14 protein-coding genes and 9 pseudogenes are annotated in these 16,538 nt (G+C 73.2%); 14 read left to right on the top strand and 9 right to left on the bottom strand.

Annotated elements, in window-relative coordinates; translation table 11 throughout:
• Positions 1-118 precede the first annotated feature (118 nt).
• The 4 genes from rplU (at position 119) to proB (ending at position 3,475) form a co-directional block, all read left to right on the top strand.
• Positions 119-421, top strand: a complete 303-nt coding sequence (gene rplU / locus MF408_RS02220) for a 50S ribosomal protein L21 (RefSeq protein ID WP_240250090.1) — start codon at positions 119-121, stop codon at positions 419-421.
• Positions 422-461: 40 nt separating this feature from the next.
• The gene (rpmA, locus tag MF408_RS02215) at positions 462-716 is read left to right on the top strand and encodes a 50S ribosomal protein L27 (protein ID WP_240250089.1); all 255 of its coding nucleotides are present in this window, start codon (positions 462-464) and stop codon (positions 714-716) included.
• 109 nt (positions 717-825) lie between these two features.
• Positions 826-2,367 (top strand): GTPase ObgE, encoded by a 1,542-nt coding sequence (gene obgE, locus MF408_RS02210; RefSeq protein WP_240250088.1) that lies wholly within the window; start codon positions 826-828, stop codon positions 2,365-2,367.
• Positions 2,360-3,475 (top strand): glutamate 5-kinase, encoded by a 1,116-nt coding sequence (gene proB / locus MF408_RS02205; RefSeq protein WP_240250087.1) that lies wholly within the window; start codon positions 2,360-2,362, stop codon positions 3,473-3,475. Before obgE ends, proB begins: the two co-directional genes overlap by 8 nt.
• 3 nt (positions 3,476-3,478) lie before the next feature.
• On the opposite strand, the pseudogene MF408_RS24760 reads toward proB, so the two are convergent.
• The 3 pseudogenes from MF408_RS24760 to MF408_RS02195 form a co-directional block, all read right to left on the bottom strand.
• A pseudogene (locus MF408_RS24760) lies at positions 3,479-3,641 on the bottom strand (hypothetical protein); the annotation flags it as partial.
• A gap of 100 nt (positions 3,642-3,741) precedes the next feature.
• Positions 3,742-5,750, bottom strand: a pseudogene (locus tag MF408_RS02200) (glycoside hydrolase family 3 N-terminal domain-containing protein); the annotation flags it as partial.
• Positions 5,751-5,819: 69 nt separating this feature from the next.
• Positions 5,820-6,080: pseudogene (locus tag MF408_RS02195) on the bottom strand (substrate-binding domain-containing protein); the annotation flags it as partial.
• A gap of 389 nt (positions 6,081-6,469) precedes the next feature.
• Here MF408_RS02195 and MF408_RS02190 point away from each other — a divergent pair.
• The 3 genes from MF408_RS02190 (at position 6,470) to MF408_RS02180 (ending at position 9,257) form a co-directional block, all read left to right on the top strand.
• On the top strand, positions 6,470-6,670 hold the full coding sequence (locus MF408_RS02190) for a hypothetical protein (RefSeq protein ID WP_240252208.1): 201 nt from the start codon (positions 6,470-6,472) through the stop codon (positions 6,668-6,670).
• A 374-nt stretch (positions 6,671-7,044) separates the two neighbouring features.
• Positions 7,045-8,367, top strand: coding sequence for an extracellular solute-binding protein (locus MF408_RS02185; protein WP_240251588.1), 1,323 nt, complete (start codon positions 7,045-7,047; stop codon positions 8,365-8,367).
• A gap of 11 nt (positions 8,368-8,378) precedes the next feature.
• Positions 8,379-9,257 carry a sugar ABC transporter permease gene (locus tag MF408_RS02180; protein WP_240250085.1) on the top strand — a complete coding sequence of 293 codons (879 nt, stop codon included), beginning with the start codon at positions 8,379-8,381 and terminating at the stop codon, positions 9,255-9,257.
• Between the two features lie 259 nt (positions 9,258-9,516).
• Here MF408_RS02180 and MF408_RS02175 read toward each other — a convergent pair whose 3' ends face one another.
• Positions 9,517-9,675, bottom strand: coding sequence for a hypothetical protein (locus MF408_RS02175; protein ID WP_240250084.1), 159 nt, complete (start codon positions 9,673-9,675; stop codon positions 9,517-9,519).
• Between the two features lie 59 nt (positions 9,676-9,734).
• Between MF408_RS02175 and MF408_RS02170 the strand changes: the two genes are divergently transcribed.
• The 7 genes and pseudogenes from MF408_RS02170 to MF408_RS02150 all read left to right on the top strand — a co-directional run bounded on the left by MF408_RS02170 (position 9,735) and on the right by MF408_RS02150 (position 14,150).
• Positions 9,735-10,142 (top strand): ABC transporter permease subunit, encoded by a 408-nt coding sequence (locus MF408_RS02170; protein ID WP_240250083.1) that lies wholly within the window; start codon positions 9,735-9,737, stop codon positions 10,140-10,142.
• Positions 10,143-10,204: 62 nt separating this feature from the next.
• A pseudogene (locus MF408_RS26515) lies at positions 10,205-10,786 on the top strand (aminotransferase class V-fold PLP-dependent enzyme); the annotation flags it as partial.
• An 82-nt stretch (positions 10,787-10,868) separates the two neighbouring features.
• Positions 10,869-11,087 (top strand): annotated as a pseudogene (locus MF408_RS26510) (cysteine desulfurase NifS); the annotation flags it as partial.
• A 73-nt stretch (positions 11,088-11,160) separates the two neighbouring features.
• Positions 11,161-11,382, top strand: a complete 222-nt coding sequence (locus tag MF408_RS26505) for an aminotransferase class V-fold PLP-dependent enzyme (RefSeq protein ID WP_345893829.1) — start codon at positions 11,161-11,163, stop codon at positions 11,380-11,382.
• A gap of 28 nt (positions 11,383-11,410) precedes the next feature.
• Positions 11,411-12,506 (top strand): annotated as a pseudogene (mnmA, locus tag MF408_RS02160) (tRNA 2-thiouridine(34) synthase MnmA).
• A complete protein-coding gene (locus MF408_RS02155; RefSeq protein WP_345893828.1) occupies positions 12,506-13,531 on the top strand; it encodes a methionine synthase in 1,026 nt (341 codons plus the stop codon). The pseudogene mnmA and the gene MF408_RS02155 overlap by 1 nt, the downstream one beginning before the upstream one ends.
• Before the next feature lie 175 nt (positions 13,532-13,706).
• Complete coding sequence (locus tag MF408_RS02150; RefSeq protein ID WP_240250082.1) at positions 13,707-14,150, top strand: DJ-1/PfpI family protein; 444 nt, start codon at positions 13,707-13,709, stop codon at positions 14,148-14,150.
• Between the two features lie 13 nt (positions 14,151-14,163).
• Here the strand turns inward: MF408_RS02150 and MF408_RS02145 are convergent, their stop codons facing one another.
• The 5 genes and pseudogenes from MF408_RS02145 to MF408_RS24750 all read right to left on the bottom strand — a co-directional run.
• Positions 14,164-14,811 carry a hypothetical protein gene (locus tag MF408_RS02145; RefSeq protein WP_240250081.1) on the bottom strand — a complete coding sequence of 216 codons (648 nt, stop codon included), beginning with the start codon at positions 14,809-14,811 and terminating at the stop codon, positions 14,164-14,166.
• Positions 14,812-14,961: 150 nt separating this feature from the next.
• On the bottom strand, positions 14,962-15,246 hold the full coding sequence (locus tag MF408_RS02140; RefSeq protein WP_240250080.1) for a hypothetical protein: 285 nt from the start codon (positions 15,244-15,246) through the stop codon (positions 14,962-14,964).
• Between the two features lie 85 nt (positions 15,247-15,331).
• A pseudogene (locus MF408_RS24755) lies at positions 15,332-16,060 on the bottom strand (MFS transporter); the annotation flags it as partial.
• 44 nt (positions 16,061-16,104) lie between these two features.
• Positions 16,105-16,158 (bottom strand): annotated as a pseudogene (locus MF408_RS26500) (hypothetical protein); the annotation flags it as partial.
• A 116-nt stretch (positions 16,159-16,274) separates the two neighbouring features.
• A pseudogene (locus MF408_RS24750) lies at positions 16,275-16,508 on the bottom strand (MFS transporter); the annotation flags it as partial.
• Positions 16,509-16,538: the final 30 nt, after the last annotated feature.

The following is a 16,538-nucleotide window of genomic DNA, read 5'->3' as shown; positions in this document are numbered from 1 at the left end:
CGCGCCCGTTTCTGCCCGGCATCGCGATCCGGGGCCCTCGCGGGCCGTGGACCGTCGTGTGCCGCAGACCAAGACGTGAAGTGACACCCGTGAAGTGAGACTAGGAACGGAGACCGCGGTGTACGCGATCGTGCGCGCAGGCGCGAAGCAGCAGAAGGTCGCTGTCGGCGACGTCATCGAGATCGACAAGGTCTCCACGCCCGTCGGCGACACCCTGACGCTGCCCGTGGTCATGGCGGTCGACGGCGAGTCCGTCACCACCAGCGGTCTCGGCGACGCCGCGGTGACCGTCGAGGTGCTCGGCGCCACCAAGGGCCCGAAGATCGTCATCCAGAAGTACAAGAACAAGACCGGTTACAAGCGGCGGCAGGGCCACCGCCAGAAGTACACCCAGGTCAAGGTCACCGACATCAAGCTCTGAGTCCCCGACCGGGTCTCACCACTTCCGAAGGACTGAAGAGATGGCACACAAGAAGGGCGCGGCGTCCACCAAGAACGGCCGCGACTCCAACGCCCAGCGGCTCGGCGTCAAGCGGTTCGGCGGCCAGGTCGTCAATGCCGGCGAGATCATCGTCCGCCAGCGCGGGACCCACTTCCACCCCGGCGACAACGTCGGCCGCGGCGGCGACGACACGCTGTTCGCGCTGGCCCCCGGCTCGGTCGAGTTCGGCACCAGGCGCGGCCGGAAGGTCGTCAACATCCTTCCCGTCGAGTAGGCAGTCCTTCGGGCTCGAGACGCGTGGAGCGGCGCCGGTTCGGCGCCGCTCCTGCCATTTTCGAGCCCGAGGAACCCCCTCCTCGACCTTCACTGAGAGACTGATCCCCATGGCCGTGCCCACCTTCGTCGACCGGGTGACCCTGCACGTGGCCGCCGGCCGCGGGGGCAACGGCGTCGCGTCGGTGCACCGGGAGAAGTTCAAGCCCCTCGGCGGCCCCGACGGCGGCAACGGCGGTCCGGGCGGGTCGGTGATCCTGCGGGTCGACCCCGACGTCACCACCCTCCTCGACTACCACCACAGCCCGAAGCGCCGGGCCGAGCCCGGCGGGCACGGCGCCGGCGGCCGACGCAACGGCACCCACGGCGCCGACCTGGTGCTGGCCGTCCCCGACGGCACCGTGGTGAGCCACCCCGGCGGCGAGGTCATCGCCGACCTCGTCGGCGCCGGCACCGAGCTGGTCATCGCCCAGGGTGGGCGCGGCGGCCTCGGCAACGCGGCCCTCGCCTCCGCGTCGCGGAAGGCGCCCGGCTTCGCCCTCCTCGGGGAGCCGGGAGACGAGCTCGACGTGGTGCTCGAGCTCAAGGTCGTCGCCGACGTCGGTCTCGTGGGGTTCCCGAGCGCCGGCAAGTCGAGCCTGATCGCGGCGATCTCCCGCGCCCGGCCCAAGATCGCCGACTACCCGTTCACCACCCTGGTGCCCAACCTCGGCGTCGTGACCGCGGGGGACACGACGTTCACGGTGGCCGACGTGCCCGGGCTGATCGAGGGCGCGGCCGAGGGCCGCGGCCTCGGCCACGACTTCCTGCGCCACATCGAGCGCTGCGCGGCACTGGTGCACGTGCTCGACACCGCCACCCTCGAGCCGGGACGCAACCCCGTCGACGACCTCGACATCATCGAGGACGAGCTGCGCCGCTACGGCGGCCTCGAGGACCGGCCGCGCCTCGTGGCGCTCAACAAGGTGGACGTCCCGGACGGCCGCGAGATCGCGGCGATGGTGGTCGAGGAGCTCCGCGGCCGCGGCCTGCGGGTCTTCGACGTCTCCGCCGCCTCGGGGGAGGGCACACGCGAGCTGGTGTTCGCGATGGCCGAGATCGTCCAGGCCGCCCGTGCGGAGCGGGAGACGTCGGTCGCCGAGCGGATCGTGCTGCGCCCCAAGGGCGTCGACAACGACCAGTTCACGGTCACCCGCACCGGGGCCGGTTGGCGGGTGCGCGGCGTGAAGCCCGAGCGCTGGGTCCGGCAGACCGACTTCAGCAACGACGAGGCCGTCGGGTTCCTCTCCGACCGTCTCAACCGGCTCGGCGTCGAGGACCGGCTGCTCGAGCTGGGCGCGGAGGAGGGCGACACCGTCCTGATCGGGCACCCCGACGACTCCGTCGTCTTCGACTTCAAGCCGGGCATCGACGCCGGCGCGGGCAACCTGGCGCGGCGCGGCGAGGACGAGCGGTTCCACGAGGAGCGTCCGGCCGCCCGTCGGCGGCGCGAGATCCAGGAGGCGATGGCCGAGCGGGAGGAGGGCGAGACCCGGGCCGACGTGGCGCGGCGCATCGACGCCGCTCCGCTCACCTACGAGATCGGCTCCGAGGACGACCCGGACACCGTCGCCGACGACGAGGCGTGGCTGGAGGAGGACCCCGGTGAGTGACCGGGCGGCCGTCGCCGGCGCCCGCCGGGTCGTCGTCAAGGTCGGCTCGTCCTCGCTCACGACCGCCGCCGGCGGCATCGACCCGTCGCGGATGAGCGCGCTGGTCGACGTCCTCGCCGGCGCGCGGGCGCGTGGGGCCGAGGTGGTGCTGGTGTCGTCGGGAGCGATCGCCGCGGGCCTGGCACCGCTCGGCCTCGCCCGACGGCCGCGGAGCCTGCCCGCGCAGCAGGCCGCCGCGTCGGTGGGGCAGGGTCTGCTGGTCCACCGCTACACCGAGGAGCTCGCGCGGCACGGACTGATCGCCGGCCAGGTGCTGCTGACGCTCGACGACGTGACCCGCCGCTCCCACTACCGCAACGCCCACCAGACCTTCACCAAGCTGCTCGAGCTGGGCGTCCTGCCGATCGTCAACGAGAACGACACCGTCGCCACCTCCGAGATCCGCTTCGGCGACAACGACCGGCTCGCGGCGCTCGTCGCCCACCTCGTCCACGCCGACCTGCTCCTGCTGCTCTCCGACGTCGACGGTCTCTACGACGGCCCGCCCCACCGCCCCGGCACCCGGCTGGTGCAGGAGGTGCGGTCGGAGGCCGACCTCGCCGACGTGACGATCGGCTCGGCAGGGGCCGCCGGCGTCGGCACGGGCGGGATGGTCACCAAGATCGAGGCGGCCCGGATCGCCACCGGCGCCGGCATCCCGGTTGTGCTCACCTCGGCCGACCGGGCCGGCGCCGCGCTCGCCGGTGAGCAGGTCGGCACCCTGTTCTCGGCGACCGGCCGGCGGCGGCCGACCCGCCAGCTCTGGCTGCGCCACGCCACCGAGGGCAAGGGCGCGGTCGAGCTCGACGCGGGCGCCGTCCGCGCCGTCGTCGAGCGCCGGGCGAGCCTGCTCCCGGCCGGCATCACCGGTGTGACGGGCACCTTCGTCGCCGGCGACCCGGTCGACCTGGTCGGCCCCGACGGCGCGGTCGTCGCGCGCGGGCTGGTCAACTTCGACGCCACCGAGCTGCCCGCGCTCCTCGGCCGCTCGACCAAGGAGCTCAAGCTCGAGCTCGGCGCCGCCTACGAGCGCGAGGTCGTCCACCGCGACGACCTCGTGTTGCTGTGAGCCTCAGAGGTCCTCGACCGTGACCGGTGTCGACAGCACCCGGTCGCGGCCGACGTAGCGCGGCTCGCCGACCACGTCGAGGTTCGCGGTCATCCGGATCGCCTCGCTCGACGAGCCGACGAGCAGGTGGAGCCGACCGGGCTCGACGACGCGCCGCAGGTCGCGACCGGTGAACGAGGTGCGGTCGAGGTCGACGTCGAAGGTGACCCTGGCCGACGCCCCCCGCGTCCAGCTCCACCCGGGCGAAGCCGATCAGCTGGCGCGTCGGCCGGGTGACCGACGCGACCGGGTCGTGCAGGTAGAGCTGCACGACCTCCGCACCGGAGCGGTCGCCGGTGTTGCGCACGACGCAGGAGAGCCGGACGGACCCGTCGACCGGCACCTCGACGAGCCGGTCGGCGGCCGGCCGGTCGTCCACGCACAGGTCGTCGTAGACGAACGACGTGTAGGACAGGCCGTGCCCGAACGGGAACCGTGGCCGCGGGTCAGCGGCGCTGACGTCGGTGTGACCGGCGAGGGCCGGCGCGAGGTACGACGACGGCTGGCCGCCCGGCTGGCGCGGGACCTGGACGGGGAGCCGGCCCGAGGGGTTGACCCGGCCACTGAGCACGCCGGCGACGGCGGCAGCGCCCTCCGCGCCGGGGAAGAAGGCCTGGACGACGGCCGCTGCCTCGTCGGCGGCGCGGCCGAGGGCGTAGGGCCGGCCCGAGAGCACCACGACGACCACGGGGGTGCCGGTCCCGAGGAGGGCGTCGAGCAGCGCCTGCTGACTGCCGGGCAGCGCCAGCGACTCCGCGTCGCAGCCCTCGCCGGACGTCCCGCGCCCGAAGAGCCCGGAGCGGTCGCCGACGACCGCGACGCAGACGTCGGCCGTCGCTGCGGCCGCCACGGCCGCCGGGATGCCGCTCTCGTCGATGTCGCGCACCGGGCAGCCGGGGGTGACCCCGACATCGGCCCCGGCGAGCTCCGTGCGGAGCGCCGCCAGCAGCGTCGGCATCTCGATGCCGAGCGGGACCTCCGGGTGCAGCACCCCGACGTGGTTGGGGAACGCGTAGCAGCCCATCAGCGACAGCACGTCGTCGGCGCAGGGGCCGGTGACGGCGACCCGCCGCGTGCCGTGCAGAGGGAGGACGCCGTGGTTGGCCAGCAGGACGACCGAGCGCTCGGCGAGCTCCCGGGCCAGCCGCCGCTGGCCGGGCGGGTCGAGGTCGACCGGGTCGTCGGAGGCCAGCGCCGGAGGCTGCTCGCTCCAGTCGGGGTCGAGCAGGCCGAGCTCGCCCTTCTGTCGCAGCACACGGGTGACCGCCCGGTCGACCAGGGCGACGAGCGAGGGGTCGGCATCGACCGCCTCGGCGAGCGGGGCGCCGTAGCAGCGCACCGTCGGCAGCTCGACGTCGATGCCGGCCCGGAGCGCGGCGACGGCCGCCTCGCCGGGGCTGCCGGCCACACCGTGCGTGCTCTCGAGGAACGAGACGGCGAAGTAGTCGGACACGACCGTGCCGGTGAATCCCCACTCGTCCCGCAGGAGCGTGGTGAACAGCCAGGGGTCCGCGGCCGGAGGGACGCCGTCGATCTCCGCGTAGGAGTTCATCACCGAGCGAGCGCCGCCCTCCCGCAGTGCCTGCTCGAACGGCGGCAGCACGACGTCGTGCAGCTCCCGCGGCCCGATCGACACCGGCGCGTGGTTGCGCCCCGCCCGCGACCCGGCGTACCCGGCGAAGTGCTTGAGCGTCGCGACGACGCCCGACCGCTCGAGCCCCCGGGTGTACGCGGCGCCGATGGTGCCGACGAGGTAGGGGTCCTCCCCGACGGTCTCCTCGGTGCGGCCCCACCGCGGGTCGCGGGCGACGTCGAGCACCGGGGCCAGGCCCTGGTGGACGCCGACGGACCGCATCAGCAGCCCCGTGCCGTGGGCGAGCTCCTCGACCAGCCCGGGGTCGAACGCCGCCCCCCAGGCCAACGGCGTCGGGAAGACGGTCGCCTGCCAGGCCGTGAACCCGGTGAGGCACTCCTCGTGCGCCATCGCGGGGATGCCGAGCCGGCTGCCGTCGACGAGCGAGCGCTGGGTCCGCGCCAGCACCTCGGCGCCCTTCCTCGGCTCGACGGGCGCCGTCCCGAACACGCGGGTCAGCTGGCCGAGCCCGGGCCGGGTGAGCTCCTCCCACGGCGGCAGCGGCTCGGCGAAGTCGTGCTGGTGCGGGGCCACGTCGCCGGCGGTCTCGGAGACGCCCACCCAGACGCCGACGAGCTGGGCGAGCTTCTCCTCGATCGTCATCTGCGCCAGGAGCGCGGCGACCCGCTCGTCGAGGGGGAGCGGCTGGGTCCCGCCAGCTGTTCGGGCCGGTCATGACGCGGGCGCGGTGGTCGAGGCGCGGACGACGAGCTGGGTGGCGAGCTCGACGCGGTTGTTGTCGAGCGGCTCGTCGTGGATCAGCCGCAGCAGCATCCGGCCCGCCTGCCGTCCCATGTCGGCCAGGGGCTGCCGCACGGTCGTCAACGGGGGAGAGGACCACCGCGCCGCGGGGAGGTCGTCGAAGCCGACGACGCTGACGTCGTGCGGGACGCTCAGCCCGAGCATCCGCGCGGCCTCGATCGTGCCCATCGCCTGCTCGTCGCTCCCCCGCGAAGATCGCGGTCGGCCGGTCCTCGCGCTGGAGCAGGGCGCGCGCCTGCCGGTAGCCGCCCTCGTGGTGGAAGTCGCCGTTGCGGACCAGGCTGTCGTCGACCTGGAGCCCCGCGTTCTCCAGGGCCGCGCGGTAGCCGTCGACCCGGGCGCGGCTGCAGAGGTAGTCGGCCGGCCCGGCGACCATGCCGATCCGGCGGTGACCGAGGTCGATGAGGTGCCGGGTGGCGGAGAGGCCGCCGGCCCAGTTGGTCGCGCCGACGCTCGGCAGGTCCGGCTCGGGGAGGTCGACCGGGTCGATCACGACGAGGGGCACCCGGGCCTGGGTCAGCACCCGCCGGTTGGCCGGGGTGAGGTGCGAGGTGACCAGGATGGCGCCGCCGCGGCCGGCGCGGGCGACCCGCTCGGCCCAGTGGGTCCCGCCCGGGCCGCTCATCGACGAGACGACGAGGTCGAGCCCGGACTCGGTCGCACCTCGGATGATCTCGATCGCCCACGGGCTGTCGAGCGCGGTGAAGACCAGGTCGGCGCTCGCCCGGTCGACCGGTGCGCGCCGTCGTACGGGGAGGTAGTCGTACTCGTCGAGCAGCCGCTGGACCTTGGCCCTCGTCGCCGGGGCGACGTCGTGCCGGTCGTTGACGACCTTCGACACCGTGGGGAGCGAGACCCCTGCCTCCGCCGCGATCCGGGCGAGGGTCATCCGCTCCCTGCCGCCCCGCGACTCCTGCTGGCCTGCCGACCTCGCCAATCCGAACCCCTCCTCGGCGCCGCTCGCGACGCTTGCCGACCGACTGTATCGAAAGTGTTGCGATGTCGATCCACGCTGCAGCGGGGCGCCGACATCGCCATTGACACCACCTGGCGGTGTGAATACTGTCACAACACGAGTTGAAGTTGCGATAGTTTTCGAAAGCGTCGCAACCCGAGGAGGAAGTGGGTGAGGGGGATGGTCCGCAACCGCCGGCTGTCTCGTGTGGTCGCCGGGTTGACCGGCATCGGGCTGGCAGCGGCCCTCGCCGCCTGTGGTGGCGACAGCGGCGCCAGCGACGGAACCGTCCGCCTGTGGGCCCTCGAGGACGGCATCGTCAACGAGGTCCAGCAGGCCTCGATCGACCGCTTCAACGAGGGCGACCGGGACGCCGAGGTCGAGCTCCAGACCTACGGCAACGACCCCTACAAGGAGCGGCTGCGCACCGCGCTCGGCTCCGGCAACCCGCCCGACATCTTCTTCAACTGGGGCGGCGGCAACCTGAAGGAGTACGTCGACGCCGGCGAGGTCCGCGACCTCAGCGGCTTGTTCGAGGACAACCCCGACTTCCGCGACTCGTTCATCCCGAGCGTGCTCGAGGTGGCCACCCTCGACGGCACCGCCTACGGCGTCCCCATGCGCGGCACGCAGCCGGTCGTCCTCTACTACAACAAGGCCGTGTTCGAGGACGCCGGCGTCGAGCCGCCGCAGACCTGGGACGACCTCCTCTCGCTCGTCGAGACGTTCTCCGGCGAGGGCATCACACCGATCGCGCTCGCGGGCACCCAGGCGTGGACCGAGCTGATGTGGATCGAGTACATCCTCGACCGGCTCGCCGGCCCCGAGGTGTTCCAGGCGATCCGCGACGGCGACGCGAGCGCGTGGGGCGACCCGGCGATGGTGGAGGCGCTGACCATGCTCCGCGAGCTGATCGACGCCGGCGGCTTCGGCGACGCCTTCCAGTCGGTCGACTACGACGCCGGTGGTGCGTCGGCCATCCTCGCCCGCGGTGACGCGGCGATGCACCTGATGGGCACGTGGGAGTACACCAACCAGCTGAGCGAGTCGCCGGAGTTCGTCGAGGGCGGCGACCTCGGGTGGGTCCCGTTCCCCACCATCGAGGGCGGCTCCGGCGACCCGAGCAACGTGGTCGGCAACCCCGCGAACATGTACTCGATCTCCGCCGACTCCGGGAACGCCGAGGTCGGCGAGGACTACCTGCTCGAGCAGATGGCGAGCGAGGAGTACGTCGACGAGCTGATCGAGATCGGCGACGTCCCGGTCGTCGTCGGGATCGAGGACAAGCTGGCCGAGACCGCCAACGCCGAGCACGCGACCTGGGTCTACGACCTGGTCCTCAACGCCCAGAGCTTCCAGCTCTCGTGGGACCAGGACCTGCCCTCGGACCAGGCGACCCGGATGCTCGAGCAGCTGACGGCGGTGTTCCTGGGCGACCAGACCCCGGAGGGGGTTCGTCGAGGCGATGTCCGGTCAGTAGCCGGACGCCACCCGATCGGGTAGAAGGGACTCGTGTGAAGCGGGGACACGACATCAGGCCCTCGGCCTGGTACGCCTTGCCGCTCATCCTGTTCTTCGGTTGCTTCGCGGTGCTGCCGCTGGGGCTGGTCGGGTACCTGAGCTTCACCGACTACGACCCGCTCCTCAGCCCGGTCTTCAACGGCACCGACAACTGGCAGCGCCTCCTCGACGACGAGGAGGCGTGGGACGCGCTTCGGCGCACGATCTTCGTCGCGGTCGGCAGCTGGCTCCTACAGACGCCGCTCGCGCTGCTGATCGGGGTGTGGGCGGCAGGGCAGCAGCGGAACCGCGCCCTGCTGTCCGCGCTGTTCTTCCTGCCGCTGCTGCTGTCGACGGCCGCGGTCGCGCTGCTGTGGAACCGGTTCGTGGACTTCAACTTCGGGGTGACGCCGTCGCTGCCCCTGGTCGGCGACGTCAACTTCCTCGGCGACCAGGAGCTGGTGCTCTACACGGTGGTGTGGGTGATCGCCTGGCAGTACGTCCCGTTCCACACGCTCCTCTACCAGGGTGCGGCGCGGGCGATCCCGAAGGTGCTCTACGAGGCGGCGACGATGGACGGCGCGAGCCGGGTCCAGCAGTTCTTCCGGGTGACCCTGCCGCAGCTGCGCTACACGATGGTCACGTCGACGATCATGATCCTCGTCGGCTCGCTGACGACCTTCGACACGGTGCTGATCCTCACCAACGGAGGGCCCGGCACGGCCAGCCGGATCGCGCCGCTGCACATGTACATCACCGGCTTCCGCGGCTTCGAGGCCGGCTACGCCAGCACGATCGCCGTGCTGCTGGTCGTCCTCGGTGCGCTGCTGTCGTTCGCGGTCGTCCGGCTCACCGGCTACCGGTCGATGTCGAGCCAGCAGGAGGGGTTGTGATGGCGACGACGCTGACGAGGCCGGAGACGGTGGGCGCACCTCCCGAGCGGGTCCGGGGCACGCGCCGTCGTACGCCGCCCAACCTGATCGCGTTCGTGGCCGCGCTCGCGTGGTTGGCCGTGGTCACGGTGCCGCTCTACTACCTGCTGGCGACCACCTTCCGGACCCGGGAGAGCTACCTCGACGGGCACCCGCTGGCCTTCCCCGGCGACCCGACGCTCGACAACTACCGGGAGGTGCTCGACGGCAACTTCCCGACCTACTTCGTCAACAACGTGCTCGTGACGGTGGGCACGGTCGCGGTGGTGCTGGTGCTCTGCGTGCCGGCGGCGTACGCCGTGGTGCGGGGGACCAGCCGGGTGACGCAGCAGGCGTTCTCGTTGATGCTGATCGGGCTGGCGATCCCCGCGCAGGCCACGATCGTCCCGGTCTACTTCCTGATCAGCCAGCTCGGCCTCCACGACACCCCTGACCGCGGTGGTGCTGCCGACGGCGGCGTTCGCGATGCCGACCTCGATGCTCGTGCTGACCAACGGCATGCGCGACATCCCGGGCGAGCTCTACGAGGCGCAGGCGCTCGACGGCGCCACGCCGCTGCGCACCCTGCTGACGCTGGTGCTGCCGCTGTCGAAGCCGCCGATCATGACGGCCACCGTGTTCACCGCGCTCACGGCGTGGAACGGGTTCATCTTCCCGCTCGTCCTGCTCGACAGCCCCGACCAGCGGGTGCTGACCCAGGGGTTGTGGGAGTTCAAGGGGCAGTACGGCACCAACATCCCCGGGTTGATGGCGGCCGTCGCGCTCTCGCTGCTGCCGATCTTCGTCGTCTACCTCATCGGCCGGCGGTTCCTGCTGTCCGGCCTCACGGCCGGCTTCGGCAAGTGACGGAGTCCTAGCGGACCACTGGTTCGTGGGTGCCTGGCCGGGCGCCGTACCCTGGGAAGGCCATGAACGACGTCCCCACGGTCTACCTCGACCACGCTGCGACCACGCCGATGGTCGAGGCAGCCGTCGAGGCGATGAGCACCCACCTCCACGACGTCGGCAACCCGAGCTCACTGCACGCCTCCGGCCGCCGCGCCCGGCGCGTGGTCGAGGAGGCGCGTGAGCGGATCGCCCAGGCGCTCGACTGCCGCCCCGGCGAGGTCGTCTTCACCTCCGGCGGCACCGAGGCCGACAACCTCGCGGTCAAGGGGCTCTACTGGTCGCGGCGGGCCGGCGACCCGCGGCGGCGGCGCGTCCTCGCGTCGGCGGTCGAGCACCACGCGGTGCTCGACCCGCTGCACTGGCTCGTCGAGCACGAGGAGGCCGAGCTCGACCTGCTGCCGGTCGACGGGGCGGGCCGGGTCGACCTGGCCGCGCTGGAGGCCGCCGTCGACCGGGACCCGGCGACGGTGTCGCTCCTCAGCGTGATGTGGGCCAACAACGAGGTCGGCACCGTGCAGCCGGTCGCGGAGGTCGTCGCGATCGCCGCGGAGCACGGGATCCCCGTGCACACCGACGCCGTGCAGGCCCTCGGCGCCGTGCCGCTCGGCTTCGCCGCGTCGGGCGTCGACGCGATGACCGTCACCGGCCACAAGGTCGGGGGGACCGCTCGGCGTCGGCGCCCTGGTGGTGCGGCGCGAGCTCGAGGTGACCGCGCTCGTCCACGGCGGCGGCCAGGAGCGCGACGTGCGCAGCGGCACCCTCGCCGTGCCCGCGATCGCAGGCTTCGCCGCCGCGGTCGAGCTGGCCGTCAAGGGGCAGGCCGACCTGGCGGCCCGGCTGATGCAGCTGCGCGAGCGCCTGGTCGACGGCGTACGCCGCGCCGTGCCCGACGCCGTCCTCAACGGCGACCCGGTCGACCGGTTGCCCGGCAACGTGCACTTCGCCTTCCCCCGGCTGCGAGGGCGACTCGCTGCTGATGCTGCTCGACGCCCGTGGCATCGAGTGCTCGACCGGCTCCGCCTGCTCCGCCGGCGTCCCGCAGCCCTCCCACGTGCTGCTCGCAATGGGTCGCGACGACGAGGCGGCCCGCAGCTCGCTGCGGTTCTCCCTCGGCCGCACGAGCACCGAGGCCGACGTCGACGCGCTCGTCGACGCGATCGGCCCCTGCGTCGAGCGCGCCCGCGCCGCGCGCCTGTGAGGTGGCCGCGATGAAGGTGGTCGCCGCGATGTCGGGCGGGGTCGACTCCGCCGTCGCCGCCGCACGCGCCGTCGAGGCCGGGCACGAGGTGACCGGGATCCACCTGGCGCTCTCGCGCAACCCTGCCTCCTACCGGTCCGGGGCACGCGGCTGCTGCACCATCGAGGACAGCAACGACGCGCGCCGCGCGGCCGACGTGATCGGCATCCCGTTCTACGTCTGGGACCTCTCCGACCGCTTCCACGACGAGGTGGTCGAGGACTTCATGGACACCTACGCGGCCGGGCGGACGCCCAACCCGTGCCTGCGCTGCAACGAGAAGATCAAGTTCGCCGCGGTCCTCGACCGGGCGCTGGCGCTCGGGTTCGAGGCGGTCGCGACCGGCCACTACGCCCGCCTGGCCGAGACGCCCGGCGGCGGCGTGGAGCTGCACCGGGCGGTCGACGCCGGCAAGGACCAGTCCTACGTGCTGGGCGTCCTCGACGAGCGGCAGCTGCGGCACTCGCTGTTCCCCCTCGGGGACACCGCGAAGGCGGACGTGCGCCGCGAGGCCGCGGACCGGGGGCTGCTGGTGGCCGACAAGCCCGACAGCCACGACATCTGCTTCGTCGCCGACGGCGACAACACCGGCTGGCTGCGGGAGAAGCTCGGCGACCGGGCCCCCAACCACGGCGGCGCCGTCGTCGACGAGGCGACCGGCGACGTGCTCGGCCGGCACGACGGCACCTACGGGTTCACCATCGGCCAGCGCAAGGGGCTTCGGATCGGGCGGCCGGCGCCCGGACGGCAGGCCCCGCTACGTGCTCGACATCGAGCCGGTGTCCGGCACCGTCACCGTGGGGCCCCGGGAGCGGCTCGCGGTCGACCGGCTCCGTGCCGACGGGCCGCGCTGGTGCGGCGCGCCGCTGGCGACCGGTCCCGAGGGCGTCGAGGTCACCGTGCAGCTGCGCGCCCACGGCGAGGAGCACCGGGCCGTCGTCCACGTCGGCGACGACGGCGAGGTGGACGTCCGGCTGCTCGACCCGGCGTACGGGATCGCGCCGGGGCAGGCGGTGGTGCTCTACCAGGGCACGCGCGTCGTCGGCTCGGCGACGATCGCCGCCACCGAGCGGGTGCCCGCCTGATGGCGCTCGCCACCGGTGTCGGCTCGTTCCCCGGGTCCGACCAGCGGGACCTCGACGAGGCGGTGCGGCTGGTGCTCGACCGGCTCGGCACCGAGCAGGGGCTGCCGTTCGTCCCGGAGGTGCCGGGGCGCGGTGCTCCGGCGGGGATGATCGGCCGCGCCATCGGCCTGGTCGCCGAGCTCGACGCCGACCTCCAACCGGCCGGGTGGCGCCTCACCGGCACCAGTGGTGCCCCGGCGCTCGACCAGCGGCGGGCGCGGAGCCTGCTCGCGCAGGACCTCGACACGTTCGAGGAGCTCGCCGACGGCTACACGGGGCCGGTCAAGGTGCAGGTCGCCGGACCGTGGACGCTGGCCGCCACCGTCGAGCGGCCCCGCGGCGACAAGGTGGTCGCCGACCACGGGGCGCGGCGCGACCTCGCCCAGGCGCTGGCGCTCGGCGTCGCCGACCACGTCGCCGACGTACGCCGCCGGGTGCCGGGCGCCGACCGGGTCGTGCTCCAGCTGGACGAGCCCGCCCTCCCTGCGGTGCTGGCCGGCGCCGTGCCGACCGCGTCGGGCTTCGGCAAGCACCGCGCCGTCCACCCGCCGGAGGCCAGCGAGGTGCTCGAGTGGGTGCTCGGTGCTGCCCGCGACGCCGGAGCCGAGCCCTGGGTCCACTGCTGCGCGGCCGACGCCCCGCTGGCGCTGCTGCGCGGGGCCGGCGCGGTGGGCCTCGCGGTCGACCTGTCGCTCGTCGGCGCGGCCGGCCACGACGCGCTCGCGGAGGCGCTCGAGGCCGGGGGAGTGGTCGCGCTGGGCGTCGTCCCGGCGCAGGACCCCGACCGCCCGCCCTCGGTCTCCGCGGTCGCGGAGCGGGTGCTGCGGTGGCTCGAGATGGTCGGACTCGAACCGGAGCAGGGCGGCGAGCGGCTGCTCGTGTCGCCCGCGTGCGGCCTGGCCGGCGCCGGCGGGACCTGGACGCGGCGCTCCGTCGACCTGTCCCTCGAGGTCGCCCGCGCGCTCACCGGCACGGTGCCGGCCTGACCGGTCTGCGGGAGTCGGGCGCGGGTACCGGGGGCACTGCCCCTTTTTCTCGTTCCCCTGGAGGATCCCGTGCCCTACCTGTCCGGCAAGACCGTCGCGATCATCGCCACCGACTACTTCGAGGAGCCGGAGCTGGTGAAGCCCCCGCGACGCGCTGCGCGAGGCGGGTGCGACGGTGCTGGTGCACTCCCCGTCGGGGGAGCCGATCCAGGCGGTCAACGGCGACGTGGAGGCCTCGGAGAAGGTGCCGGTCGACGGCAGCCTCGACGACCTGGACGTCGAGGGCATCGATGCCCTGGTCGTCCCCGGCGGCACCGTCAACGCCGACCACCTCCGGATGGACGGACGCGCGCAGACCATCGCTCGCAAGGTCGCGGCGGCCCGCAAGCCGCTCGCCGTGATCTGCCACGGCCCCTGGCTGCTGGTGTCGGCCGGGCTGGTCGAGGGCCGACGCCTCACCAGCTGGCCGAGCCTCGCCGACGACATCCGCAACGCCGGCGGCAACTGGGTGGACGAGGAGGTCGTCGTCGACGACTACCTGATCACCAGCCGCAAGCCCGACGACATCCCGGCGTTCGTCGCCGCCGTCGGCCAGGCGCTCAACGGCGCCCGCGTCTGACCCCCTCCAGGTCTCACCGATAGGCGGCGCGGTCGACACGATCGTGGTAGAGGTGACCGACCTTCCCGCCGGCCATGGCGGCGAGGAGGGTGCCGAGGAGGATCACCACGCCGGTGACGATCCCGCCGATGGTCGCCGCGTCGGTGGGGATCGGGATCCGCGGCAGGTCGACGCGGTCGAGCACGTTGTACTGGTCGCCGAAGACGACGCCCAGCACCACGGCCACGATCGTCACGCAGAGCCCGATGAGCCACACAGCGAGGCCCTGCTTGCCGCCGTCGTAGCGCGACATCCGGCCGGCGACGTACCCGCCGGCGTAGTAGGCCAGCAGCATGATCGCCACGACGGCGATGGCCGCGGCGAGCCCGATGGTCCCCGCCTCCCGCTGCGCCTGGTCCTGGCTCAGGTCGGTGCTCGCGCCCACGGCGGTGGCCACCGCGCCGACGATGCTGCTCAGGAGCACGGTGAGTGCGATGGCGACCAGCCAGCCGAAGAAGGCGGCGCCGGCGTTGACGCCGCCGAACTTCTCGCGGGCGTGGGCCCGGTGCGCGTCGGCCCGGGCCTGCTCCTCGGCGCGTGCCTGCTCGTCGACGTGGTCTCCGTGGTGCCGGCCGTGCGGGTCGTGCCGGTCGCGGCGGCGTAGGTTCACCATCGTCAGCACCTCCTGTCCTCTGCGGCGGCCGCTGCGGTCGCGGCGTGAGCTGGGTCAGGAGGAGCGGTACCCGTGGCCGCGTCCCACATCCGGACGTACGCCGGCCCGCACCCCCTGTCGGGAGTGCGGGCCGGGCGTGGGTGGCGGGTGCCGTGGCGGTCAGCCGACGTGCACGCCGCCCTCCGGACCGTCCGTCGCCAGCTCGGTGTGCTTGACGTTGAGGAAGATCCAGACGACCGCCGAGGCGGCGAGCATCAGCAGTGAGCCGACGAAGAAGGCGTTGGTCGCCCCGTCGGTGAACGTGCCCTGGAAGAGCCCCGCCTCGAACAGCGACAGGTCGCTGCCCGGAACCGGGGCCGCGGGGTCGACGCCGGCCGCGGTCATCTGCTCCGAGAGGGGCTGACCGATCTGGTCGGCGCGGCTGTTGCTGAAGTGGAGCGCCACCGTGCTCAGCGTCGCGAGCCCGAGGGGCGCCGCCGACCTGCTGCATCGTGTTGAGCACGCCGGACCCGATGCCGGAGTCCGACGCCTGGACGTGGTGCACCGCGGTGAGGGTCAGCGGCACGAACACCATGCCCATGCCGACGGCCATCAGCACGACGTAGGGGAAGATGCTGCCCCAGTAGCTCACGTCCTGACCGATCGGCTGGCCGGAGCCCAGCGCCGCGAGCACCGCGCCCGGGGAGTCGTCGACCGACACCCGCGAGAACATGAACAGCGCGACGGCCGCGAGCAGGGTGCCGGTGCCGGCGAGGTACCGGGCGTCGATCCGGCCCACCAGGTTGGACGCGACGCTCGCCCCGATCACGATGCCGACCGAGAACGGCAGGAACGCGAAGCCGGCCTCCAGCGGGCTGTAGCCCATGATCTGCTGCACGAACAGGCTCAGGAAGTAGAACATCGCGAACATCGCCGCGGGGGCGATCATCATGGCGAGGAAGCTGGTGGCCCGGGTGCGGTTGGCGAAGATCCGCATCGGCAGCAGCGGGTGGTCGACCCGCGACTCGATGACGGTGAACGTGACCAGCAGCACGGCGCCGGCGACCAGGGACCCGATCGTCTGCGCGTGGTCCCAGCCGTAGGCCTCCTCGCCGGCCCGCGAGAGGCCGAAGACGATGCCCAGCAGGCCGAGGGTGCCGGTGATCGCACCGGGGACGTCGAGCCACCCGGTGTGGCGCTCGGACTCCTTGAGGAACCGCGGAGCGGGGCAGCCGCGCCCAGCCCGATCGGAACGTTGATGAGGAAGGTCAGCCGCCACCCCTCGACGCCGAGCGGGTCGTCGAGACCGGTCAGCCAACCGCCGAGGATCAGCCCGATAGCGGCGCCGATGCCGGACATGGTGGCGTACGCCGCCATCGCCCGGTTGCGCTGCGGGCCGGCCGGGAAGGTGGTCGTGATGAGGGCGAGAGCGCCGCAGGTGCGGCGAGTGCGGCGCCGAGGCCCTGGAGGCCACGGGAGGCGAGCAGCAGCGCCTCGTTCTGGGCGATGCCGCCCAGCAGCGAGGCCACCGCGAAGACGGTGAGGCCGGCCATGAACATCAGGCGCCGGCCGTAGAGGTCGCCGAGCCGACCTCCGAGCAGGAGCAGGCCGCCGAACGCGAGGGCGTAACCGGTGACGATCCAGGTCAGGTTGGCCTGGGAGATGTCGAGGTCGGCGCCGATGTAGGGCAGGGCGATGTTGGCGATGGTGGCGTCGAGCACCACCATCAGCTGGGCGACCAGGATGAGCACCAGGGC

Source organism: Nocardioides sp. TF02-7, from assembly GCF_022437945.1.
GTDB lineage: Bacteria > Actinomycetota > Actinomycetes > Propionibacteriales > Nocardioidaceae > Nocardioides.
The sequence above is the reverse complement of the archived record's forward strand: the minus strand, read 5'-3'. Positions and strand labels throughout refer to the sequence as shown.